Source organism: Mucilaginibacter sp. PAMB04168 (assembly GCF_039634365.2).
In the GTDB taxonomy this organism is placed as follows: Bacteria; Bacteroidota; Bacteroidia; order Sphingobacteriales; family Sphingobacteriaceae; genus Mucilaginibacter.
Window position 1 is genome coordinate 732,453 of sequence record NZ_CP155079.2, and the last position, 23,218, is coordinate 755,670.

A 23,218-nucleotide genomic window follows, 5' to 3' on the forward strand; every position below is an offset into this window, starting at 1 on the left:
CATCTATCAAAAGCTCAGCGCTGTGCCCACTAGGCCAGGTTGTACTTAAAGATGTTGATCAAAGGAATGAGCCATGAACACGAAAGAAAAGCTATTGAAAGTAATTGCCGGCATCATAGCAGCGTTGTTTTTTTATGCAGCGATGAGCAAGCTGGCTGATCTGGACAAATCACGGCAGGAAATGCGTAACCAGGTTTTTCCAACCCTGATCGCTGATCTCTTATGGTGGCTGGTACCCTTAACAGAGTTGGTACTGGTATCCTTATTACTCTATTTACCAAGCAGGTTGAGAGCGCTGTATGCTTCCGTTGCTTTACTGAGTGCTTTTACGATTTATATTGCGATTACCATGACCGGGGTATTTGGCCGGGTTCCCTGCAGCTGTGGCGGGATCTTGTCCCATATGGGCTATAGTACACATCTCTTATTCAATCTCGTTTTCATAGGGCTTGCCCTTGGGGGTATTGCCATAGACAACGAATGGAAGGCAATCAACAGATGGTTACATCCTAACAAAGAAAGGAGGCTTAGGCAATTGAATGATCAGCGATAGCAGGATGAGAGCTTGCCCTGCACTACCAAAATCAAAATCGGCCGTAGGATACAAGCTTCCGGGGTCTGTACGGTCAATCCATTCGTGCCATTCCGGTACGAATTTAAAACTAGAGATCATGCGTAACTTTTTTAAGAACATCAACAAACTAGGCCTGGCAGGCCTTGTAGCAGTAGCTACCTTCACCCTGGCATTCAAAGCACCGGCAGCAAGCCCAAAAGCGCTGCAACAGTATGCCAATACCAGTTCCAGTGCAACGACGCACTGGGTGTTAAATAACCGTGAGCAAGGTGGCGAATCCGGGAATTACAGCTGTTCGGAAGCATCCAAAGCCTGTACCGCTTTCTTTAACAGCCAGCCGGCCGACGGCGTACCGGCGCCCAACAGTCCGGACACGGAAATGGGACAATATACCGTCATTCCTTAATCAACAAAGCCGGCCCCCAGGGGAGCCGGCTTTGCTTTTTTATCTATTATTTTGTGCTATTCCACTGTTCCTGACCTCATCGTCCGGTATGGGGAAAGCATATCTCGGGCTTCCGGGTAACAACGTATAGGTTTTTCCATTTGCGTTTCTCATCAAAGTCTTGGCGAACCGGTTATCCTGATTTAGCCGTTTCAGATCGGTCCATCTGGTATTCCGGAAGACCAGTTCCTTCCGGCGTTCGGTTAATACCTGTGTCAAGGCGTCTTCGGTGCTCGATGCCGTCAGCGGGACAAAGGTTCCCTTCTTCCAACGATTTTGCAACAGGAAATTCAGGTCGTTCATGGCGGCGGAACTGTTGCCTGCCCGGGCGTAGCTTTCTGCCCGGATGAGGTAAACTTCATCCAGGGCCAGACCCGCAAACATGGCTGTCGTCCCGCTGTAGTTCCCTTTGAACTGGGTGATCGCGCTGGATTTCACGGTAAAAAAGATGGATTTTCTCAGGTCATTGGCCGCATAAGAACGGTACAAGGTACTGTCCACGCTGGTTAGCGTCGGGATAATAAAAAAGTTAACGTTGCTCAATGCGGTGTAATACAATACCTCATCATTCCCATTAGGCAATGCCCGGGGTAAGGGCTTGGCTAAACTGGCGGTGAGCGTATTGTAATCGATCAGGTCTTTCCGGATATTCAGGCAGGCGGAAGCATATTGCCCTGCCTGGTCATACCGCTGCATGGTTTGATACGTTCTGGCCAACAAGGCGAATGCGGCCTGCCGGGTCGGCCGGGTCTTATAATCATTTTGCATGGGTAACAGGTCAGCGGCAAGGAGCAGGTCATGCGTGATCTGATCATAAACCTGTTGCAGCGTCCCCCGGGTTGATGGCTGGTTGACGTCGGAAGAAAGACGAACAGGGATGCCCAAGGTCGCAGCAGCGGTAGCCGGGTCGTAGGGCATCGCAAACTGCTGCGCCAAATGGTAGAACGCCAGCGACCTGATGAATAAGGCACTGCCTTTGATCATATTGAACTGGCTTTGGCTGGCCGGGTCCGGCTTAAACTTAGCCAGGCCATCCAGGATCACATTCGCCGTAAATACCTGCTGGTAAGGTTTGTTCCAGTCATTCTGGGTTTGCCCCTGGTAGATATCGGGCTGCCACAGGTAGCTGTTGGCGATCACCACGCCTGCGCCGGAAAGACCGGCATCCGTGGTGTAAATATCGTCGGTAGCGGTCACGCTCAGATAGGGCGCCACATTGATATCCGCGTTATTATCTAACAGGGACTGGAAGTCGGTCAGCGTGGTTGGAACGGTCAGGGCCTGATTGGGCTTTTTATCCAGGAACTCTTTCTGACAGGCACTGATCCAACAGGTCATGCCGGCTAATAGACATAGGGTAATCTGTTTCATGGGATGCTATTTGATTAAAAGTCGAGTTTAAAGCCTGCTGCGATGGTTTTGGGCGGCGGCCCGGTCTGGTAATCGGGATCAATGCCAAAGGAGTTGGCTTTCCATAACAGGGCAAGGTTGTTGGCATACAGGTACAACTGTAAATGCCGGATGGCCAATTTTCTCAGGCGGATACCGGACAGGTCGTAGCTGAAATTGATATCCTGCAAACGAATATGGTCCGCTTTGCCGACCAGCGTTTCCGCGAGCGCATAAAAACCATCCCGGTTGTTGTCGATCGTTGCCGGCAGCGAGGGGATCTGGGTATGGGATTCATCACCCGGTTGTTGCCAGCGTAAGGCGTAATCCCCGCTTCCTCCCAGTCCGCTCAGTACGGAAGTATAGTTGACAGAAGATCTCCGGAAATAATAACCTAAACGGAAGCTGATATTGGCAGACAGTGAAAAGTTCCGGTAGGTAATCGTATTGCGGAATGCACCGAAAGTAGTGGGCCTGGCTGATCCGTTGTATACAATCGTGCCGGCGCTGGCATTGCTAAGGATGGCCGCATAATCTTTACTGACCTGACCGTTCAAAATGCCCTGCGGGTCGCCCGTCAAGGGGTCAAGACCAGCCCATGGATAACTATAAATGGCGTACAAGGGTTCGCCTTGAATGGGATAGCCGATCAGACCGATCGTAGAAGCGTTCAATTGAGCGGTCGCATACTCGGTCACCCGATCTTTGACATAACTCAGCAGCAGGGTAGAATTCCATTGGATGGTGCGGTCAATGATACGGGTATTGATCGTCAGGTCAGCACCATGGGTGAGTGTATTGGCGTTATTACCGGTAAAGCTGCTGATACCGGTGGACGGCGCGTAAGGTGTGGTACCAATAAGATCTATGCCTTTTTTTTGGTAAACCTCGATTGTGCCGCTGATCCGGTCATTCCGGGTACTAAAGTCCAGCCCGAAGTTCGTGGTCCTGATCTGCTCCCACCGGAGTTCCGGGTTGGGTGGGTTGACAATACGCTGGAAGGGCAGCAATGTCGTGGGCGCTTTGGTCAGGGCATATTGGGCAGTGGTGAAAGCAGAGAGCTTTTTGTCCACGTTTCCGCTTAAACCATAGGTTGCCCTGACCTTCAGGTAGGGTAACCAGCCCAGGTGATAAAAACTTTCATGGCTGATGTTCCAGCCTGCACCTGCTGACCAAAGCGGAATGCCTTTTTGATTCGTATTGACCCCGAAGAGGTTGGACCGGTCGAACCGGACGCTGCCCGTCAGGGAATACCGCCGGTCAAAGGTATAACCGGCATTGGCATACCAGGAAATATACCGGTCGGTGAGATCAGTCTGGGTGTCTCGGTTGGGGATCTGCCCGGTTGCGCCCGGATTGTGGTATGATGGATACGGATTCACGTAGTCCACCAATTGACTGGTGGCATGATCGCCGTCATAGCCATACAGGCGATAAGTATTGCCGGTCGTATGGACCTCCTGCAACTCATAGCCGGCAATGGCATTGATCTCATTTTTTTGCCAGCCTTTGTTGAAGTTAAGCTGTCCCCGGATATTGTGACTGGTTAGGGAGGTTCGCCCTAAGTCCAGGATGCCACCCAAGGGAATGATCCTTTTGATACTCCCGTCCGTATTGACCTGTGAAAATTGGTTGATAAGGTTACGCCCGTAGTAGGTGTCCTGGCTTTGCAAATTCCTGCCGTCTGTGAGTCCTCTCCCATATTGATAGGACACCAGTGCATGCAGGGAGGGAATAATCCGGTAATCCGCGCTGGCATTGATCCGGTAATCGGTGACCCTGCTGGTTTGATCCGCCGCATAGAGTTCATTGACCGGGCTATATTGCCAGTCCAAAAGTCCGGAGGATGCGGCAGACCGGGCATAAGCCATCCGGTAATCATTAGCGACCGTCAGCGGGTTTCCCTTGCTGTCGGCTAAACTGGCATAGGGATAATAAGGCGTATTCGTGATCGCATTGTAGGAAGCATTGTAATTAGGGTTGTCGAGCTGGTTCCTGCTTTGCGTCAGCATGAAACCGGTATTGACCTGCAACCGGCTGCCGATCATAGAATAAGTATTGGAAGCATTTAAAGTAAATCGGTCGTAAGTATTGCGGTTCAGATTAGCCAAATCTTTGTCATAACCCGTCGATACATAGAACCGCTGTTTTTCTGAGCCCCCACTGAGGTTGAAGGCGTACTGCTGGTTGACGCTTTTCCGGTAAAAATACCGGTTCAGGTCATTGCGGACATCCTGCTGCTTGAGGACTCCCAGTTGGGCATTCGCCTCAGCCGTTGATATTTTTCCGTCACGCTGTGCAATGAACAATTCCACGGCAGGCGTGAGCGCCGGATGCGACGCCGACTGTTCCGCAGCCTGGTAAAAGCCCTGGGCAAATAATTTTTGCTCGATATCAATAAAGTCTGCCGAGGATATTTGCGGCTGGTAATAGAGGTCTGGTTTGGCACCGATGGTCACATTCGCATTGAGCGACACTTGTATGGGGCGGTTGAAGGCTCCTTTTTTGGTGGTGATGACAATGACTCCATTACCGGCGCGGGCACCCCAGATGGAAGCCGCAGCGGCGTCTTTAAGCACGGTCACGTTTTCCACATCATTGGGATTGATGTCATTGAGGTCACCCTGGTAAGGAAAATTATCCAGAATGATCAGGGGATCCACGTTGGCGTTAATGGTACTCTGGCCCCGTATGGTAATGGGCGTTTGGGCGTTCGTGCTGGTCGCGCCCCGGTTAAAGATCAGACCGGAAGTCACGTCTTCCAGGCGGCTCAGCAGATCGGTACTGACCCTCCGGTTCAGCAGTTGCCGGTCGACCTGGGCAAATGACCCGGTAGAGCGTTCTTTCGGCAAGCGCTGGTAGCCGGTGTTGATGACGACTTCATTTAACTGGTTAGCGGTGGGCTCCAATTGAATGACATGCCGAAAGCCAGGTGAGTGGTTAAGCTGGATGGTCTGTGTCCGGTACCCGATAAAGGAGATGGTTAACGAATCGGCTGCCTCCGTAAGCCTGAGCGTAAAATTCCCGGACCGGTCAGTAACTGTACTTTGCGTTGTCATACGTACCGTGGCTCCCGCCAGCGGCTCGCCGTTATTCCTGGATAGAACGGTCCCGGTGATGGCGGACTGCTGCGCGACGACCAACAGCGGGAAGCCAATAACAAATAAAAGGGGTAATAGTCTTTTCATGAGCGTGTTATTGAATAAGATTAGGGTTACAAAGCCTTGTCGTTGTCGCTGATGTGCAGCATTTCAACGGGAGCTTTTTTCAAAACGAATTTCAGATCATATTTTTCCAAGGCTTGATTAAGCGACTCCACACTGCCCAAGTTGGCGTCCAGGCTGAGATCTACTTTACCGGTAAAGCCGGTACCGTCCACTACCGGGTAGGGCGTGTTGGAGAGGTAAAAGGAATCCAGCTGTACGATCAAATAATCCAAGGTGGCGTTGCTCATCTGAAAGCCAAAGCGGTCGACCTGGATATGGGGTTTACTGCCCGTGGTCTTCAGCTTATCGGTAGCAGCGGTCCGGGTCAGTACCCAGCAATCCCGCTCCATTATTTCCAATCTGGCTTTGTATTGCGGAAACAGCCGGCTGAGGTCTGCCTGCATGATGGAGAAGATATCCGGCGCCAGCCGTGGCGGAACGATCAGTTCATAACAATAGCCATGACCGGCAAACAGCCATTGATGATAAGCGGCGCCGGTCTTAGAGGAGTTCAAGGCCGTCGTATCCTGAACATCCAGTAAGATCTTATGATTGCCCAGCGTCTTATACTGACCGGCATAGGCGTTACTGAACAAGGCCATCAGGGGCAGGTTCCTGGCGGTGATCCGCCGGGATTTTCCCGGTTGATCAAGGTCATAATGATAGCCTGACCGTAAGCCCTCCACGCACCCGGTCAGGGACGACCGGAAGACCAAGGTGGAATCAAACGCCGGGTTCTGATGGGTGAATAAGGGCTTGGTGCGGTCATAGGGCAATAAGGCGACTTCCTGTTTTACCGGTGCTTTGATGTCCTGATGTAGTAGCAGGTCATCGATATTTTTCGAGGTAACCGCATTCTGATCGGTGATGGCCCGTACGACACCATGTGGATCGATCCAAACAAAATGCGGCAAAGAGCTGTGCGGAAACAGATTGTTTAATATATTATCGCCAACCAGTTCCGGGATATCGTAAGTCCGGTGTTGCTGCCGGGTGAACTTGGTCATAAAAGCATTGACCTCGTTGGCGGACTGATAGGTTACGGACAAGAACTGCAATTGGCCATTGAACTGCTTTTGCAAGCTGTCCATCCTGGGGATCATGGCGATGCAGGGACTGCACCAGGTCGCCCAAAAGTCAAGGATAAGTAATTTGCCTTTAAAGTCAGCAAGTTGGGCGGTAACGGCCGGATGACCGGCCCGATCCTTATAATGCAAAAGCCCAGTGAGGGTGATGTCGGGCATGGGCTGTCCGATCAGGATGCCATGGGTCGCAGTACCAACGGCTTGGTTAACCTGTGCCGATAAGCTAAAATTTAGGCAAAGCACAGCCATTACGATGTTTATCGTTATTTTTTTCATGAGTGAGCGTTAGTAATTATATGTATCAGCCGTAGATAAGTCGCTGACGGAATGGGATAAAGAATCGTGACAGAAGTTACTTCCAAAAATAACTGTCTATGAAATTGTAATCTGTCGCTTGTCTAAGCGTTCATTCCGGATAACAAATTAAATTTTTGATAGGATTTTGGAGAGGGTAAGTAATAAGTCTTCTTTTCAACTGATAAGTAAACACTGACCTGCTAGCATAACAATTACACTCCACTTCAATCTCTTTCCTCTTAGAATGGTAATAGTCGCATGATACTAGTATAAGCTTAGGCAATTTAGAAGTGACGTAGCTTAGCTGTTCTGGGTTGAGACTAACTTGGTGTTTATCTATACCAGTGAGGTCAAAAGTGAAGCAAGCGTATAACTGCTCTGCAACTTTGTTAGAAGGAATATTATTAGACCAATTATCTGTAGCTTTTTCTTCTGCGAAGAAATCAATGGTTTTACCCGTTCGTTGGCCTTCAAAAGAAATTACGGCAGTGGCGTGCATATCCTCGTTTGCTAATGGTACTTTCCGCAAGGATATAGGGGAAAAAAATAGTGGACTATTCCCCGTACTGCAATGGCACCCCGTAGGAAGGGCGGAAATTAAAATTTCCTAAGCACGCAATACGGAGAATAGCCCACTAATTCCATCTAAGATAGAAAAAATGGGCATTCCATTCACCGTAACCTCGCGTGCTTTTTAAGATTCCTACGTCTGCCAAAGCAAGGTTTCTTTGTTTAGAAATACCTATGGTGTTCTTTCAATTATTTATTTCACTTATTAATCTATAACGTTATTACTAATTGTAAAGATAAAAATCTGATTTCATAAAACAAAATATATAATTCAATATGAGGACAGAAATATCTCTCCATTTGCTTGGCGGATATTTCGTATATGGATGAAAAAACAATAGCTCAACATGTTAAATACATTCGTGAGTATGCAGGCCTCACACTTACTGGGTTTTCTGAAGCAGTTAATCTTTCAATCAGCTATTTACGACTAATAGAAAAAGGGAATGCTAATATTACATACAGCACAGCAAGAAAGATAGCAGACTTTTGTGAGATTGAGCCAAACTCTCTTCTGTCATCCAAGCCATTGAAATTAAAGAAGCTAGCTCAAATAGCAACTATTGAAGCATTTTATAAAGAAAATATAAGTAACCCTCAGTATTTTATTGCAAGGAAAGGTGAGAATAGCGTGGCTTATTTTTTAAAAAATACACTTATCCCTTCTGGATATTTAAATGATAACAGAGAGGTCAACTCGATACAACAATTTTGTAAAGTTGAGTTTGATAAAGATTTTACTAGTAAGCAGCTATCTCGAGAACTTAATAGATTAGCCGATAAAGATGTATTGCAAAGGCTAGACAAATTTGGGAACAGAAGTATTTATTTGTATAAGTATAATAGAAGCGTTTAATTGTATGTGAATGCTTGCTGATATTAACCTAGCACTTGAATAGACTCTCACTACATTGAAAAGGCTTGCTGATCACCCTCGTTTTTAACGGTTTTTTGATCATTTCTGTCTACCTTCCGAGATTCTGTATTATTTTTTTCATCATTCTCTAATCCTTTATTCCTTTCGTTTACGGCAGCTAGTTCTTCCAGCAACAAGCGCTTAATATCATCTTTGATCTTGATATAGTTATCTTGAACCAAATCTGAGGTAACATCCTGAATAACGGGAATCGGTTGATAAGCCTCTTCTTCTCGTTTAATAGCCTCATGGTCGTTTTGTATCTCATTGTGAAATACTTTAAGTGCAATCTTATTTTCAGGATCGTCAGCAACCATACCAACGAACTGGCCGGAAGACAACCCAGAAATCTTAGAAGCTGGGATAGCGTATTCTAATTGCAACGATCTACTGGTTGAGGTGTCATCACTATTGATGGATAGACTCGTACGATCCTGCATAATCTTGCCGAAACGTTCTGAAAGCTGTTTGGCTGTATCACCGGTGACCTGGCCGCTGATAACATTACCTACGATATTCATAATGACTTCTGCCTGTTCCCGCCCATAATCTTTTTTCAATTGGCTGTAATCCTGCACCGCCAATGTGGTTGCTACTTTGTTGGATCGTGCAGTCGCAATCAGGCTATCCATATTGTTAAAATAGATGGTAGGAAATTCATCAAAGATCAGGCTGCATTTCTGCTGGTTCTTTCGGTTAACCAGCTTAATGACCCTGGAAATGTATAAGGAGAGTACTGCCCCGTATACTTGAAGCTTTTGCGGGTTATTGCCCATGCTGACAATCTTAGGCTCATCAGGATTGTTGACATCTAAAGTAAAATCATTGCCTGACAACACATAATATAATTGCGGTGAAGCTAACCTCGCTAAACCAATCTTCGCTGATGCGATCTGCCCCTCCAGTTGTTCTTTTGCATTATTCCGGAATGCCGACACGAAAGGGTTGATGAGTACCTTAATTTCTTCCTGTTCCTGCAATACGCCAAAGAGCGGATCATAGTCGGCCTGCATAAGCTCAATGACATGGGGCAAGGTACAATACCGGCCATTCTTGTATCTGCGCAAATACCAAATGACAGCTGTTAAAAAGTTAATAGGAGACTCGACAAAAAAGTCGCCCTGCTTTTTGATCCAGTCGCGGTTCAGCCCTAACATAATGGTCCGGGCAGCTTCTGTCGCATCGGTGATATCTTCCATGCTGTGCGGGTCTAATGGATTGCAGCGGTGGGTACGTGACAGGTCATCAAAATTGATCACATAGAACTTAGGCCGGATTTTGTAAGCACCGGTATTATTCAGTAAAGTGTTGTAAGCAATCTTGGTCAAGTCATCATACTTGAAGTCATATAAAAAAAGCGTAAACCCTTTTCTAATATGCTGAGTAATAATGTGCCGGATAACGAAATAGGACTTGCCGGCACCAGGAGTACCGATGACCAATAGTCCGCGAAACGGATTGATAAAATTGATCCAGCTTTTGCGGAGTTGTTTCTTTAATTGGTAAGTGGCGGGCAGGTTGATGGAATACTCGTTTTGCAACAATCTTTCCTCTTGTGGGAAGGTCTCATTCTCGGTATTGAAGATATCATTTTGAAGTCCAACTTTGATTAATCGTGATAAAAGGGTACCGCCGGTTAGGATCAGCAGATATCCGGTTGTGGAAATACCGATATATAAAATCGCGACGACTGTTGCCGGCGCAGTTAAATAAAAAGAGAGGGTACTTAACAAATACAGCAGTAAACCGCTGGTCAGTAAACCGGTAATTGTCCGTTTATCAATCCGCTCTTCCTTCTTGCCTTTGGCTCCAATCAGCGAAACCAGTAACATCAATAACGCCGCTAGCTTAGGCTTCCATAGGTTAATAAATAACCCTGTTCTGGCAATATTAGTCACGATGCGCGTTGTTATGGTTGCTGTCAAGTGCCATTGCTGAAAAGCAGCAAAGCAGGCAATATAAAAGTGGATGGCTAGAATGAATATGCTGATCAAGCGAGTAAAGTCGTTGATCTTGCGTAATCCTTGTGTATCTTCTCCGGTTTGCATGTGCCCTCCTTTGTGAATAATAAAATTTGTTATCGGCCGAGACTTCGCTTTTTCTTTTTCTTACGAGGCGCGAGCGGAGCGCTATCGCCTTTGTTATTACCCATTAAGGTCATTAATTGCCGTTCAAAAGCATCCGGTCGGAGATACTTAGTCTCTGGTTCTTCATCCTTAGTATTAAAATAATTGGATTTAGATGTCTGTTGTATATAGTTGTTATTTGCCAGCGCTATGTGTTGGTCAATGTTTCCAAACCGTTGCATTAAGTTACCGGCACTATAAGGTTTCCCTAGGTCGCTACCTTTGAATACGGTTTTATTGATATTGTCAATAAAGGTCAAACCATAGGTTAGTCCCTGATCATTCTGCCTGAATGAGGCTAGGATGTTCTGCTTTCGCAGTTCAGCAATAAAAGTGGCTTTTGTGATACTGTTAAAGTTCAGAAAAACCTTTTCTATTGTTGCTTTGAGACCCTCCCGGTAAGGCTTGCGTTTTTCTATATTGTGTTCGAATTTTTGTTCAAGGTTCATTAAAGTGGGTTTGCTGTAAAAGGCACTGGCCTTGATAGGCACACCAATTTTATTTCCCTCACCATCCAATAGGGAATAAACCAAGCCCTTTTTCTGATACATCATCGAGTCTTCTTTGCCACGGTCGGCAACAATATTGAACTGCCTGAGTACGGCGTTGAACTCGGCTAAAGACGTATACTTGTACTGACTCATAACTACAGCAACGACATTACTTATTGCCCGCTTAGTTGGAAGACGACCGTAGGTGGCCTTTTCTATATCAGCCGGTTTTATGGCAGGTTGCTGCTTGAATGTTTTGCTTTCTGCCCGGACAAGATTAAACTCCTGCTCGATTTCTTTCCGGGCAGGTTCCGATACCAAGAGACCTATATTGTGTAATGGGATTCGCTTACCCCCTGGCTGGATATTAGTCGTAACGATGTGCACGTGATTATGCGCCGCATCCCCATGCCGGTAGACGAGGAAAGGCTGCTCACCAAATCCGATCTTATCCATGTAGGTATTAGCAATAGCCTGCATGGTGCCAATATCCAGCTTTTCACTGGCATCAAAATTTAAGGAGATGTGCAACGCATTCGTTTTTACTTTTTCATTTGTCATCGTCAAGTATTCAAAACGTCTGAGTTTATGATCAAAGCTCATCCTGCTAATCTCACCGGCAAAACCGCTTGCCATAATGAGCTGTGCCTGACCTGCAGCTACTTTGTTCTCATTATAATGTAAGACGCCTCGTATTTGCTTTCCGCTTATGATCTTTGCAACCATTTTTCTGCCAGTTGGGAAACGATCTCTAGCAACACGTCTACTTTCTTTCCTACGGTTTCATAGCGTTCAGCGACTTTAAGCGCATAGAAACTTTTGGAGCTTTCATTACGGCTACTATGAAATGCTTTAGTAATCTGGTTTATATTGACGCCTATGGCTTTGAGTTCTTTCCGGACTAGCGCTAGCTCCTCCATCACACTGTTAAGCGACGCATCGACATGAAAAACCTTAATCTGTTCGTTGGATAAAATCTTGCGGCTGACCTCACCGATACTATGGCAATCACCTTTTTCGATTAGCTTTTCCAGCCGTTGATAAACGGACAGCGTGACCCTCGTTCTGACCGGATGAGTGAAACGTTCTTCTTTTTTCGAGTTGTTCGCTGCTTCCATACAAGTATTTAAAGACTCGTAAAAGGGGTGAGTTCCGAACCCCGGTAAGCCACTGCGGCAGGCAGCAAAGATCCGTTTGTGGACAAACGTACATCTTTGCTGCAATCTGGCGATTGCCAACAGCTGCTTTGTCACGGCATTCGCGGAAACCTAAGTCTTGTATTATAATTGACTTTTGAATTGGAACTTTTAAGGCTTTGCCTTACTTGATTTTCAGTAGATACTAATTGACCTAATGGATGGAGTAAAGCCCCGACCATTTGCCAGCATCGCTTCTTGATCTTTCATACAGGGGTGAACTGCTTGCAGGAATCTTCTATTGATGATAATGTTGTAAATCATGATACATTGTGTTTGATGGATTAAAGGTGTCATGATTTTTATGTATGAAATAATAGTTTTAATTAGTTCAGAATGTTTCGGCTCAAAGCATTGATTGACAATGCCTATAAAGTAAGGGTAGTTAAAGTTTGAAAAAATTAGCTGGTCAATTCCCATCATAATGACTGACCTTTAGAATCATATTGCTTTCTATATTCAACAGAATCCTAAGCTTAACCGATTATGACGTAATTGATAGATAATAAATAGTTATCTATTATTGATTGTTACTCATTAGGAATACATTTCCTAGCGAGTAATCATCTATTAACAAAGTGTTTGTTCAAAGCTCGACACTTCTCAACAACCAATTGTGGTCATATCAGTACATCGCTTGCGTAAACGGTTAGAACATGATTTGACTATCATGCTTTCTGATTATAGCCGACTTGTACTTATATTGTTGAACCAACTGCTGTGTTAAAGCAGTAAGGTTCGCCTTTTCGTGACGTATTGCGTTTCATTCAGATGCGCACGAATGCCGATACCAATTAACATCACTTCATTGCTGCTATACGTGTCATCAAAACTGAAAGCAACCGGTTGCGTAGAATAATTTAACGAGCCTGATAGCCCTTTAGTGTCACGCGACAAGGCGGCTAAAATAAATTTAACTTCGATGTTGACAAATATTACCGCTCGGCGCCTTTCATCCCGCACATTAAAACGGATATAACCTTCTTCATCTGCCAACCTGTCCAGCTGCTCGATTAGTAGTTTAACGGGCGTTTCTTTTAATGCAAGAGCTATTGAAAATGGTACCATGACGATCACTCATTTGAAACGGTAAAGATATGCTAATATTTTTAGTATTTTGCTATTTTGACTTACGTTTTTTTTGTTAAGAGCTGTAGTGTCGATAAAAATCTTAAGGGGTGTATCTTAGCGATGTTTTGCTGCGCAGATAGGTTGCGCAGGAGGCTATTTTCTTTGCTACAAAATGTAAGCTTATGTTATTCAAAGAAATATTGGACGAACGGTATGCGGCCTTGTCGCCGCTGTTTGATGAATTGTTCAACCTGGCGTTGAAGCGTCAGACCCATTCGGGCGACCTGTTGCTGGCCCTGGAGAACGGCTTCCTGACAGAGGAACCAGACCCCGATCATGCTGGCACAGTAAAAATGTTCTATAACATCGGTCCGAACATGGAATACCATTGCGAGACCGCCAACCACAATTTTATCCGGCAGTATATCCGCAGTGTCGTGGATATGCCTTATGAGGAATATAAAAAGCTGCATGAGTATTGTGACGAGCGCCAGGAGGAGATCGATGAGCTGCAATTTGTGGAATCCAATACCATCCAGGTCGAGATGTTGATCTACATGAAGATATGGGAGGGCGAGACTTTCCTGAAAAAAATTTACCAGCTGAGCCGGCTCATCACTGGCCAGGATTACGACTGGCACTTGAAGATCTCCTTTGGCAAAGCCGAGGCCGGCAGTATGCCGCGGCACCAGCTGATCCGCGAACTGAAAGCGAATCTTGAAAAAGGGTTACCGGCGCTAAACGAGGTGTTCGAGCGCGTGCACCGGTCTGAACTGCGGAACGCAATCGCCCATTCCCAGTACGCGATGCTGGGCCGGAACATTATACTGGATAACCAGCGTCCGGGACAGCCCGATGAAAAGTTCCATCTCACTTTCGATCAGTGGGTAGACATCTTTCACGGTACCCTGACCATTTTTACTCTGTATGAAATGTTCTTTCAACGGGTCAGGGAACATCATTACCAGGTTAGCAAGGAATTCCATTATAAAAAAGAGGTCAGGGTGAACCGCCGCTTCCCCGAGGTTAAACAATTCCACATCGTTCTTTATACCCGCGAGCATTTTAAGGATTGGAGCCCTTATCCCAACCGTTAGTGATATGTGCGTAACTAGGCCAAAACCCTAATGTGCACCTTCAGACATAGAACAATTATTATATTAAACGCCTGGCATTTATAAGTGACATTTTTTACGAACAGCATCCACGTAGCATGATATTATTATTAAATATATTGTAGCTTTAGTGGTTTACAAACGTTGACATTTATTTAAAGTGTTCGCCGGTGACGGTGGCTTTGCGATAGATGCCTAAACCAATTTTGCATGCTTAAATCGTTACTTGACAAACTCAGCATTTCCGCTAAGGAGGCCGTGATCGACGGGAATGCGGACACTTTTGATAACTTTAAGGATTACCTGCACATCGACCGCTTTGTCGAGCACAAGTTCGAAGAGATCCTGCTGGCCGCCCTCAACAGCGACAAACCGCAGCTTATCCTGCTTTCCGGTAATGTCGGCGATGGCAAATCACATATCCTGGCGCGGATGTACCGGAAATACCCCGAACAAATGTCGGGTGTTGAAGTGCGCAATGATGCCACTGAAAGCCGGGATGTTCATAAGGATTGGGTAGCCGAACTCACCGATTTTCTTGAACCGTTCCGCTCTGAACACCTGCATGATAGCGGCAATACGGCCAAGCGCATCGTTGCGATCAACCTCGGGGTATTATCGTCCTTTCTCCATAAAAGCAACCAGGAATTCGCCGAACTTAATGATTTTGTGGAGCGCAAGGGAATCATCGACCGCATTGCTGGAGGTAACGATTTTGACCCTTCGGAATATTTCCAGTTTCTGAATTTCGCGGATTATAATCTGTTCACGATACGGCCCGATGCAGCCTCATCTGCGCTGATCCGCGATGTGCTGCAAAAGGTGACCGCGGACAGCCCCGACAACCCCTTCCGTGCAGCCTTCAATGATTTTTACACCGACCATCCTAATACCTATGCCTGTCCCATCCGGTTCAATTATCAGCAACTGGCTAAACCGTCCGTACAAAAAGGGCTGGCGACGCTATTCATCTATGCGATCGTTAAGTTCAAACTGATCATTTCCATCCGCGACCTGCTTGATTTTATTTATAACCTGCTGATGCCTTCCGAACTGGCCAGCCTCAGCGGGCCGCAGATCAAACAGCTGTATGCCTCAGGCAAGCACCCCGAGGTGATGCCGAATGTACTTTACAATATTCTTTTCGACAACCAGGGCCGTTCCGAGCTGTTCGATGCGGTCCAGTTGCTGGACCCGGTGCGCTACCGCAGCGCGACGCTGGATGACTTGATCTTCCGCATCAGTTCGACGGACGAGCCGGACAAGTTGTTCACCGAGCATCACCTGGAGGTGATCCCTTATGCCCGCCAGGCGCAACTGCTGCCCAAACGCAAGGCTTTACTGGTAAAGACCTTTATCCGCAGCCTTTATTTGAATGACAGCGCCTTCTTTGAAGGTGAATTGAAATATTTCTATCAGTTCTCGCATTATCTGTACTGTTATTATGCCGGTGACCAAAACGGTTTAAAGCCCCTTTACCGGGATATGATCAAAGCCATCTATTACTGGAACGGTAACTCCAAGCTGGAGAAAGAGGTTAACGTACCGGTGGGCCGAAGGCAGTTAGACTACAATGTTACGCAGACCATCGTGCTCAATCCCGATATCCGCGTCCGCCCCGGCGGAGCCGCGGCCACTGAGATCAACGAGTTCGACCTGTCCTTCCCAGTTGGGATCAAGGCGGGTACGCATGGTATCGTCTTTAAACTGGACATCGTGCTTTTCGTATTACTCCAAAACGTAATCCGCGGCTACAGCCCCAACCGGCAGGACCGCGAAGACCATATCAATTTTCAGCAGGCCATCGACCAGATCACGACAGCGGCCGGGCAGGAGCAGGCAATCAATTTTGAAAAGATCGGGGGCAGCATGAGCGAGAAGTTCCAACTCAGTTATGTCCCCGGCTTTGGCTATGAATTTAAGAAATTATGACGTTCAAGATCAACGATAGTAAATGGGACCGGGCATTTGAATCCCGGGGCTCCTTCCAGCATAACCGTGGCGTACTGGTCAAACTGTTCCCCTTTGCCTCGGACAAGATCGAAATGAAGGAATCGGTGCCGGACATCGACACCTTTCGCGGTGTCACCGGTGAGTTCTACCGGGCCAGTCACGGCATGACCTATCAGCGGCATGTGCCCAAAGATCAACTGATCGACCGTATCATTGCCGATGTGGAAACCACGCAGGCCGAGCAACTTAAACTGATCATCTCCTCGCTGATCTTTAACGAGAACGATGACCTGTTCCTGTTCAGCGCCGAGACTTTGCGACACCTGACCTTCCAGTATAAGAATGCAAAACTGGCCCTGCTACAGGATTTCGTCATCAACCTGCTGATGGACCCGGAGGTCAAGGCGCTGATCCAGAATGCCTCGGGCGACACCCAGGAAAATATACTTTATAAACTGGTCTTGGAACAGCTACATTCAGCAGTGGAGACCAAACCCCGGGAACAGGATGCCAGCGGCGCCTATCAGGGGGAACTAGTGATGAAGGTACGTGAACTTTTCAAAGAGGACCTGCGCAACCTGTCCACCTTGAAGGAATTTTATATCCACCATGTTTCGCTCCTGATCAAATATTACGTTTTTCATTATATCACCCAGCAGTCGATGTTTCTGGCCGATGCCTTCGAGTCCCCCAAAGAGCGTTATCCTTTGTTCTTTACCCTGAACTGGGAAAAGCTTTCCCGTTCACGCTATGCGCTGGAGCATGGCTGGAAAAAACTGGAAACCATCGCCACGCCTTTATTCGCCCACACCAATACGCTCGAACTGCTCAATACCATTGATTTTCCGGCGAAATTCAGCCGGTTGCAGCAGCCCTTCACCTACCGCGAACTTCGTGCGACGGTGCTGGAAATGTCCGAGGAGGACGAAAAAGACCTAGCCATCCTCATTCACCACCTGATCAAAAAATATCAGGCCAAGTTGCCGGATGTGCATTGGGACCAGTTCAGCGAACAGTACCAGCCACCCGAATCCGGCGATTACGTCGAACGGCATAGCCTGCGCCTGGTACACGAACTGTTCCAGATGATGCGTTTTCAGTTCCCGAAATATGGCCGGGTCGATGCCTATAACAGTTATGCCAACTGGTTCAAGACCTATGCCAAGAGCGGGTTTTACAAATTGCGCGGCGGCCTCGGCGGCACGCTGAAGATCGACCGCGATCTGCTCCTGTTGCTCACCGAACTTGCGGTCATGTCGGAAAACAAGGACAAGATCCTGATCACCACGCTCTGGGAACAATTGGAGCGTCGCGGGGTATTCTTTGACGATAAGACCAAGCGCGCGGTGGTGACCTTTTTTGGCAAGATCAATACGCTCGAAAAGAAGAGCGACAGCGGCGACGCGCAATATGTTAAACGCCTTTACAAAGAATCTGATGGAAAATAACCTATACTTTTATTTATCACAACTGATCCTCAAGTATTTTCAACGCAAGGTCATCCGCGATGGCAGCCGCTTTCATATTTACTTTGAAAAGGAATCGAATGTGCGCCAACTTTACGAATGCCTGCGGGTGTTCACCGACCAGGTCTATTTCGGCGAGATCGAAGTAGGTACCTTTACCTTCTATAACTACGAAACCTTTTACCTGGTCATCGGCGGCAAAAAGCTCATCGTGGCATACCATGCCAACGGGGATTTTCTGACCGGTGTCCGCAACCATTTTGACCAGACGCCCGGCTTTAAGGAAAATGCCGCGATCCTGTTCATTCATAATACCGAACTGGAAAGTATCACCAAAGGGGCGGAAGATCTTTCCGCCAGGGGCCTGCCTCTGCACATTGACAGCGTGAAACAGAATATTGTCCAGACCTTCAGCGAGGACGAGGAGAACAATTTCTCCAAGGCGCAAAAGGATTTCATCAAGACACTGTTGAACTACGAGAACAGCGATTATCAGATCGAAAGTACCAACCTTTTCGACCTGAAAAAGTACCTGGACATTCTGAATAAAAAGCGGCTGGACCGCGAGGACTATGAAACGCTGGGCGTGTTCTATGATGAATTGGTCCAGACCCAACTCATCAGCCGCAAGCAAATCGAAGCACGGCTGGTGAAAAATCTGCGCTGGTTCGACGAGATGACGCAAAGCGAACAGCTGAACACGCTGGATGAATACCTGGAAAAACACTTTGACCGGGAAGGCCGGAACAAGCTGAAAAAGCGGGAAGATTGGAGCAGCGTCTCCTTCGACGACATCGAAAGGTTCGCCGCCAATCGCGATAAAGTAAAGTTCAATGAATACCTGCCGAATACTTCCGAGGAAACACTGGACGAGCAGGTGCTTTGGGACAAGGCCGACGGCCGCACCAAGGCAGCCAGTCAGAACCGGAGCATCCTCATCTTTAACCCGGAGCAGCGCCAGGAAATCCATTTCCAATTGCACTTCCGGCGTAAACCGGCGATCTCCGATGTGACCAAGAAAGGGCTATCGGTCGAAGATATCAAGGGCCAGAACAGCCTGGATGTCAAAATGCAGATCACCAATCCGCATTTTTTCCAGCACGGCTGGATCGAATACAAAGAGGACAAGGACGGAAAGTTCAATACCTATTCGTTCAAGATATTGGTCGCGCCCTTCGCCGATCATTTCTTCCGGGCCGTACGTTCCATTTACCGCATCCAGAAGAAATTCATGGTGATCGAATTCGATGCCGAGAATGAGCTGGTGTTTAACGACCAGGGCGAGGCGACCGATCCGGTGCCGTATGTACGCAGCAAGATCTACTTCCTGCAGGACGGTGAGCGGCTGACACTGGCGCTGGACGAGGTCAACCTGACCGACAGCCAGGAGTTCAATTTCTCGCTTAATTACGGGAGCGGCACACTAAATGCCAAGGCGATATTCAGCGGTATCAAGCCGACCGAACTTTCCGGCTGGGCCTTGTGGCGTAAAAAAGCCGCGAACCGTAAATCGGTCTACTACACCACCCGGATCGATGAAAAAAGCGGCAGGCCCAATATCCTGCTGGAGCATGATAACCAACGCTATTTTCCTTCCGGACGTTTCCGCGAAACGCTTTCGCTGGAGGAAAAAATCATCGACAACGGCTATCCTTTCCAGCGCGGTACCGGCGCGGCAGACCTGGAGGGCTTTAACGAGACCCTTCCGGAAGACCTGCTGGGCGCCCACCTCGAGATCATCATCTATTTCCGGACACGCAATAAAGGCAGTTACCGCGTACTGCCCAGCACGGTATTTATCGATGACGAGCTGCGCCAGCTGTATACTGCCTACGTGCAGCGTTACCTGCATTACCTGAACGGCATCGAGCCGAACCAGGCGCTGACCCGCTCGCAATTTTCGCTCCTTCGGCTTGGCAGCGTAGAGGATACTTCGATCTATGACCGGCTGCGCCTGTCGCCTCTGCACCCGCTGAATGTCATTTACCAGCTCCGCCTGGCAGATCGCACTGTGGACCAGGAACTGCCGAACCAGGTGTTCGCCAAATTGTCGGCGCTGAACCTGCTGCCGTTCATCAATAACGGCGTGCAGCCTAAGAACTACTATATCGGCGTGAAGCAGGACCACAGCCCGGGCTGGCTGCACTATGTCAATGCCGCCATGGAAGGGCAATCGATCAACCGCCAGAATGCGCCGGAGATCGTTTCCTCCAAGATCATGGAGTTCGTCAAGCATTTCTCCTTCCTGTATATTGACCCGGAATCACCGATCCGCATCAATTTGATGAACGTTGGCGACGGATTGGAGATCCTGCAGGGCATTTTCCGTTATATTTTCCATACGATCGGCCGACTGGCTAAGGAAGAAAAGAATATGCTGGCCATTCACCCAATTCTGATCAGCATTTACGGCTCTGGTGACTATACGACCAAGTTCGAGCAATTCTCGAAGTTCGATGAGATCGCCGAGATCAAACGGAATTTCCAGATCGACCTGACCGAGTTGGAGGATATCATCCACCCGGACGACCTGCTGCGTCTTTACCATCAAAAGGTACAATTTTTTATTAAAGATGACCTCGGACCGGCGGACGCCTACGATTATGCACATATCAGCTTTTACCAGTTCAACGAGAGAGATCTTGAACGGGCCGATAACAATACGCTGGAGATCGGCACCGGCGTTTCACTGCACGGCTTGATGAGCGACCTGCCTTCGGTGCTTAACCATGGCAACTACCGCACGGGATTCGGTGTGCGCACGATGCCGGAGGAGCCGAACATTCTCACTGACCTGAGCAAACAACTGAACGCAGTAGCCCATGTCGCCGGCACGGCCAGTATCTTCAAAGAGAATCTGGCCTTCGCAACGGTCATCAATGCCGATGTGAACGAAAAACTGCTCAAGGTCTATGACAGTTCGCAGTGGATCACTTTTATTAACCCGATGGTCGACCTGAGCTTTTTCAAAAGCCAGCAGGATATCGTCATCATCCATTATACCGATCAATATGGTAATTCCTCCGGCTATGATTCCATTACGATCACCACTAAATGGGAACAGTATGAGTTCATCCTCAAAGAGTATCTTAGCGGTAAGGTCGAACATGCGGACCAGGCGATCAAGCCGATCATCAATATGTTCAATGCACTGAACGGCTACTGGCTGTTGCGTCTCGGTTCGCAAAACTATCAAGAAGCGATCCAGAAAGAGAAGATCAGTATTTTGTCCGCGGTCAAGGAGATGCTGGCCATGCTCGACCATCCCGACGTAGCCTGGATCGCACTTTCCATGGAAGAGATTCTGCGGGTGACCGGTTCGGCTGGTCTGGCGCAGTCGCATGGTTTGTTTACCAAGAAAAATCTGGAAAAGACCGGTCTATACAGCGACGACCTGCTTATGGTCGGCCTGGAGGTCAAGGATGATAAGTTGCGTATGTATTTCTACCCGGTGGAGGTGAAGATCGGCAACAACAGCTCGGCTACGTTGGCCAAAGGGGCAACGCAGGGCGAACAGACCGCCAGGCTATTGTCGGATACACTCAGTCAAACAGGGCTGACCGGCGCGATCTATCGGAACTATTTTGCTAAACTGATCCTGACGGCTGCACAAAAACTGGCGCTTTATGAGGTCTGGCCGGCGTATCAGGCTAAATGGACAAAGGTCGAAGATCTGCGCGGCAGATTGCTTAATGATGATTTCGAGATCGGTACGCTTACGCCTTACCTGGGTGATTTCGCCGTACTGTCTTTCCGTAACAATGAGTTCTCGGACCGCAGTATCAAATATGCACTAGGTGATTCACCCTATCTGCTGATTAATCTTTACGAAAGTGATGGTCTGAATGACCTGGTCCAAAGTGTCGACAACCTGAAGAACCGTTACCAGTCAGCCACGGCGGTCGGTATCACCAGGACCGATCTGTTCGAGCACATCTACGGCCTTAGCGAAGAAGAATTAACATCGGCACGTGAATATGTACGCCCTGCGCCTCCAACAGCAAAAAGCGAAATAGCTGCTGCGGAGGAAGACGAAACGATAACCGAAGCCGAAACCGAAGCGGAAGAGCCGGAGGTTATCTTGTCTATGGCGTCAGAGCCCGAAGTTGAGTACGTACCAGCCACACCGGAAACACCAAAACCAGCGGGCTCAGGCGGGCCGCTCAAAGTCCTTTTCGGCACCCGGGCCAATGATGGCCGGCCGGTAGAATGGTTCCCGACCTCCACAGACAAAGTCATGCACACCAATACCGGGATCATCGGCACCATGGGTACAGGTAAGACCCAGTTCACCAAATCGCTGATCACCCAACTGGTACGTAATGACAGCGGTAATGTTGACGGTAAGCCGATCGGCGTCCTGATCTTCGATTACAAAGGCGATTATATCAAAGATGATTTCGTCGCGGCGACTGGCGCTAAAGTGATCGACCTACACCATTTGCCTTATAATCCGCTGGCTCTTGTACTGGGCAAAAACCCCAAGCGGTTATTACCGCTACATACTGCGAGTACATTACAGGATACCATTTCCAAAGCTTTCAACCTGGGCAATAAACAGCGCGCGCTCCTCAAGGACCTGATCATGTCCGCCTATGCCGCCAAAGGGATTGACCGTAGTGCCGAGTCTACCTGGACACGCACCTGCCCGACTATCAGTGATGTGTGCGATATCTATCTCAGCGACGACGATGCGGCAGTAGACAGCTTGCATGCCGTGCTCAGTGAATTGTACGATTTCGAGTTCTTTGAACCGAAAGGCGAAAACGCTGTGGGCCTGTTCGAACTGCTGAACGGCGTTGTCGTAATCAACCTCAACGGTTACAACACGGAGATCCAGAACCTGGTGGTGGCGATCACGCTGGACCTTTTCTATGCCCAGATGCAGATCGAGGGCCATAGCAAAATAGATGGCAACTTCCGTCAGATCAATAAAATGATCCTGGTCGATGAGGCGGATAATTTCCTGAGCAAGAATTTCGAGTCTCTACGGAAGATCCTGAAGGAAGGGCGCGAGTTTGGTGTGGGTACCATTTTGTCGACACAATTCCTGAACCACTTCGCCACCGCGGAGAATGAATACTCCAATTATATCCTGACTTGGATCATCCATAGGGTGAACGAGATCAGGGACAAGGAGGTAGGTTCCCTGTTCGATCTGTCGAACAAGAACGACCGCGATGAACTCATCGGCGTGATCAAAAGTCTGGAAAAACATAACAGCATCGTGAACCTTGCCGGGAGCAAACCGATCAAGGTGAAGGATAAAGCTTTCTGGGAATTGCTCGAAGAGTAGCGAATTAACAACAAGGGCCGGC

The 23,218-nt window shown here is 47.9% G+C and carries 15 protein-coding genes; 7 read left to right on the forward strand and 8 right to left on the reverse strand.

The window, feature by feature from the left end:
* Window positions 1-73 precede the first annotated feature (73 nt).
* Together ABDD94_RS03155 and ABDD94_RS03160 are read left to right on the forward strand one after the other, a co-directional pair.
* Window positions 74-553, forward strand: a complete 480-nt coding sequence (locus ABDD94_RS03155) for a MauE/DoxX family redox-associated membrane protein (protein WP_345954650.1) — start codon at window positions 74-76, stop codon at window positions 551-553.
* Window positions 554-671: 118 nt separating this feature from the next.
* On the forward strand, window positions 672-980 hold the full coding sequence (locus tag ABDD94_RS03160; protein ID WP_345954651.1) for a hypothetical protein: 309 nt from the start codon (window positions 672-674) through the stop codon (window positions 978-980).
* A 39-nt stretch (window positions 981-1,019) separates the two neighbouring features.
* On the opposite strand, the gene ABDD94_RS03165 is transcribed toward ABDD94_RS03160, so the two are convergent.
* From ABDD94_RS03165 to ABDD94_RS03180, 4 genes are all read right to left on the reverse strand, one after another.
* The gene (locus ABDD94_RS03165; RefSeq protein ID WP_345954652.1) at window positions 1,020-2,390 is read right to left on the reverse strand and encodes a RagB/SusD family nutrient uptake outer membrane protein; all 1,371 of its coding nucleotides are present in this window, start codon (window positions 2,388-2,390) and stop codon (window positions 1,020-1,022) included.
* A gap of 14 nt (window positions 2,391-2,404) precedes the next feature.
* Entirely contained in the window at window positions 2,405-5,596 is a 3,192-nt protein-coding gene (locus tag ABDD94_RS03170; protein WP_345954653.1) for a SusC/RagA family TonB-linked outer membrane protein, read from the reverse strand.
* A gap of 26 nt (window positions 5,597-5,622) precedes the next feature.
* Window positions 5,623-6,975 carry a redoxin domain-containing protein gene (locus tag ABDD94_RS03175; RefSeq protein WP_345954654.1) on the reverse strand — a complete coding sequence of 451 codons (1,353 nt, stop codon included), beginning with the start codon at window positions 6,973-6,975 and terminating at the stop codon, window positions 5,623-5,625.
* A 130-nt stretch (window positions 6,976-7,105) separates the two neighbouring features.
* Window positions 7,106-7,495: a hypothetical protein gene (locus ABDD94_RS03180; RefSeq protein WP_345954655.1), complete on the reverse strand. Its 390-nt coding sequence runs from the start codon at window positions 7,493-7,495 to the stop codon at window positions 7,106-7,108.
* A 393-nt stretch (window positions 7,496-7,888) separates the two neighbouring features.
* On the opposite strand from ABDD94_RS03180, the gene ABDD94_RS03185 reads away from it, so the two are divergent.
* Window positions 7,889-8,422, forward strand: a complete 534-nt coding sequence (locus ABDD94_RS03185; protein WP_345954656.1) for a helix-turn-helix transcriptional regulator — start codon at window positions 7,889-7,891, stop codon at window positions 8,420-8,422.
* A gap of 50 nt (window positions 8,423-8,472) precedes the next feature.
* Here the strand turns inward: ABDD94_RS03185 and mobC (ABDD94_RS03190) are convergent, their stop codons facing one another.
* From mobC (ABDD94_RS03190) to ABDD94_RS03205, 4 genes are all read right to left on the reverse strand, one after another.
* On the reverse strand, window positions 8,473-10,530 hold the full coding sequence (gene mobC, locus ABDD94_RS03190; protein ID WP_345954657.1) for a conjugal transfer protein MobC: 2,058 nt from the start codon (window positions 10,528-10,530) through the stop codon (window positions 8,473-8,475).
* A gap of 29 nt (window positions 10,531-10,559) precedes the next feature.
* Window positions 10,560-11,825 carry a relaxase/mobilization nuclease domain-containing protein gene (locus ABDD94_RS03195; RefSeq protein WP_345954658.1) on the reverse strand — a complete coding sequence of 422 codons (1,266 nt, stop codon included), beginning with the start codon at window positions 11,823-11,825 and terminating at the stop codon, window positions 10,560-10,562.
* Window positions 11,807-12,217: a plasmid mobilization relaxosome protein MobC gene (gene mobC, locus ABDD94_RS03200; protein WP_345954659.1), complete on the reverse strand. Its 411-nt coding sequence runs from the start codon at window positions 12,215-12,217 to the stop codon at window positions 11,807-11,809. Before mobC (ABDD94_RS03200) ends, ABDD94_RS03195 begins: the two co-directional genes overlap by 19 nt.
* 801 nt (window positions 12,218-13,018) lie before the next feature.
* Window positions 13,019-13,363 carry a hypothetical protein gene (locus ABDD94_RS03205; RefSeq protein ID WP_345954660.1) on the reverse strand — a complete coding sequence of 115 codons (345 nt, stop codon included), beginning with the start codon at window positions 13,361-13,363 and terminating at the stop codon, window positions 13,019-13,021.
* Window positions 13,364-13,548: 185 nt separating this feature from the next.
* On the opposite strand from ABDD94_RS03205, the gene ABDD94_RS03210 reads away from it, so the two are divergent.
* The 4 genes from ABDD94_RS03210 to ABDD94_RS03225 all read left to right on the forward strand — a co-directional run bounded on the left by ABDD94_RS03210 (window position 13,549) and on the right by ABDD94_RS03225 (window position 23,196).
* Window positions 13,549-14,463 carry a hypothetical protein gene (locus tag ABDD94_RS03210; protein WP_345954661.1) on the forward strand — a complete coding sequence of 305 codons (915 nt, stop codon included), beginning with the start codon at window positions 13,549-13,551 and terminating at the stop codon, window positions 14,461-14,463.
* Window positions 14,464-14,691: 228 nt separating this feature from the next.
* Window positions 14,692-16,413: a DNA phosphorothioation-dependent restriction protein DptF gene (gene dptF, locus ABDD94_RS03215; protein WP_345954662.1), complete on the forward strand. Its 1,722-nt coding sequence runs from the start codon at window positions 14,692-14,694 to the stop codon at window positions 16,411-16,413.
* Window positions 16,410-17,882: a DNA phosphorothioation-dependent restriction protein DptG gene (gene dptG, locus ABDD94_RS03220; protein WP_345954663.1), complete on the forward strand. Its 1,473-nt coding sequence runs from the start codon at window positions 16,410-16,412 to the stop codon at window positions 17,880-17,882. The genes dptF and dptG overlap by 4 nt, the downstream gene beginning before the upstream one ends.
* Window positions 17,872-23,196 carry a DUF87 domain-containing protein gene (locus ABDD94_RS03225; protein ID WP_345954664.1) on the forward strand — a complete coding sequence of 1,775 codons (5,325 nt, stop codon included), beginning with the start codon at window positions 17,872-17,874 and terminating at the stop codon, window positions 23,194-23,196. The genes dptG and ABDD94_RS03225 overlap by 11 nt, the downstream gene beginning before the upstream one ends.
* The last annotated feature ends 22 nt before the right edge of the window (window positions 23,197-23,218 follow it).

Excerpts from the sequence above, each read along its gene's own strand:
- ABDD94_RS03155 (WP_345954650.1), top strand. The coding sequence starts at position 74 with ATGAACACGAAAGAAAAGCTATTGAAAGTAATTGCCGGCATCATAGCA.
- ABDD94_RS03160 (WP_345954651.1), top strand. The coding sequence starts at position 672 with ATGCGTAACTTTTTTAAGAACATCAACAAACTAGGCCTGGCAGGCCTT.
- ABDD94_RS03165 (WP_345954652.1), bottom strand. The coding sequence starts at position 2,390 with ATGAAACAGATTACCCTATGTCTATTAGCCGGCATGACCTGTTGGATC.
- ABDD94_RS03170 (WP_345954653.1), bottom strand. The coding sequence starts at position 5,596 with ATGAAAAGACTATTACCCCTTTTATTTGTTATTGGCTTCCCGCTGTTG.
- ABDD94_RS03175 (WP_345954654.1), bottom strand. The coding sequence starts at position 6,975 with ATGAAAAAAATAACGATAAACATCGTAATGGCTGTGCTTTGCCTAAAT.
- ABDD94_RS03180 (WP_345954655.1), bottom strand. The coding sequence starts at position 7,495 with ATGCACGCCACTGCCGTAATTTCTTTTGAAGGCCAACGAACGGGTAAA.
- ABDD94_RS03185 (WP_345954656.1), top strand. The coding sequence starts at position 7,889 with ATGGATGAAAAAACAATAGCTCAACATGTTAAATACATTCGTGAGTAT.
- mobC (WP_345954657.1), bottom strand. The coding sequence starts at position 10,530 with ATGCAAACCGGAGAAGATACACAAGGATTACGCAAGATCAACGACTTT.
- ABDD94_RS03195 (WP_345954658.1), bottom strand. The coding sequence starts at position 11,825 with ATGGTTGCAAAGATCATAAGCGGAAAGCAAATACGAGGCGTCTTACAT.
- mobC (WP_345954659.1), bottom strand. The coding sequence starts at position 12,217 with ATGGAAGCAGCGAACAACTCGAAAAAAGAAGAACGTTTCACTCATCCG.
- ABDD94_RS03205 (WP_345954660.1), bottom strand. The coding sequence starts at position 13,363 with ATGGTACCATTTTCAATAGCTCTTGCATTAAAAGAAACGCCCGTTAAA.
- ABDD94_RS03210 (WP_345954661.1), top strand. The coding sequence starts at position 13,549 with ATGTTATTCAAAGAAATATTGGACGAACGGTATGCGGCCTTGTCGCCG.
- dptF (WP_345954662.1), top strand. The coding sequence starts at position 14,692 with ATGCTTAAATCGTTACTTGACAAACTCAGCATTTCCGCTAAGGAGGCC.
- dptG (WP_345954663.1), top strand. The coding sequence starts at position 16,410 with ATGACGTTCAAGATCAACGATAGTAAATGGGACCGGGCATTTGAATCC.
- ABDD94_RS03225 (WP_345954664.1), top strand. The coding sequence starts at position 17,872 with ATGGAAAATAACCTATACTTTTATTTATCACAACTGATCCTCAAGTAT.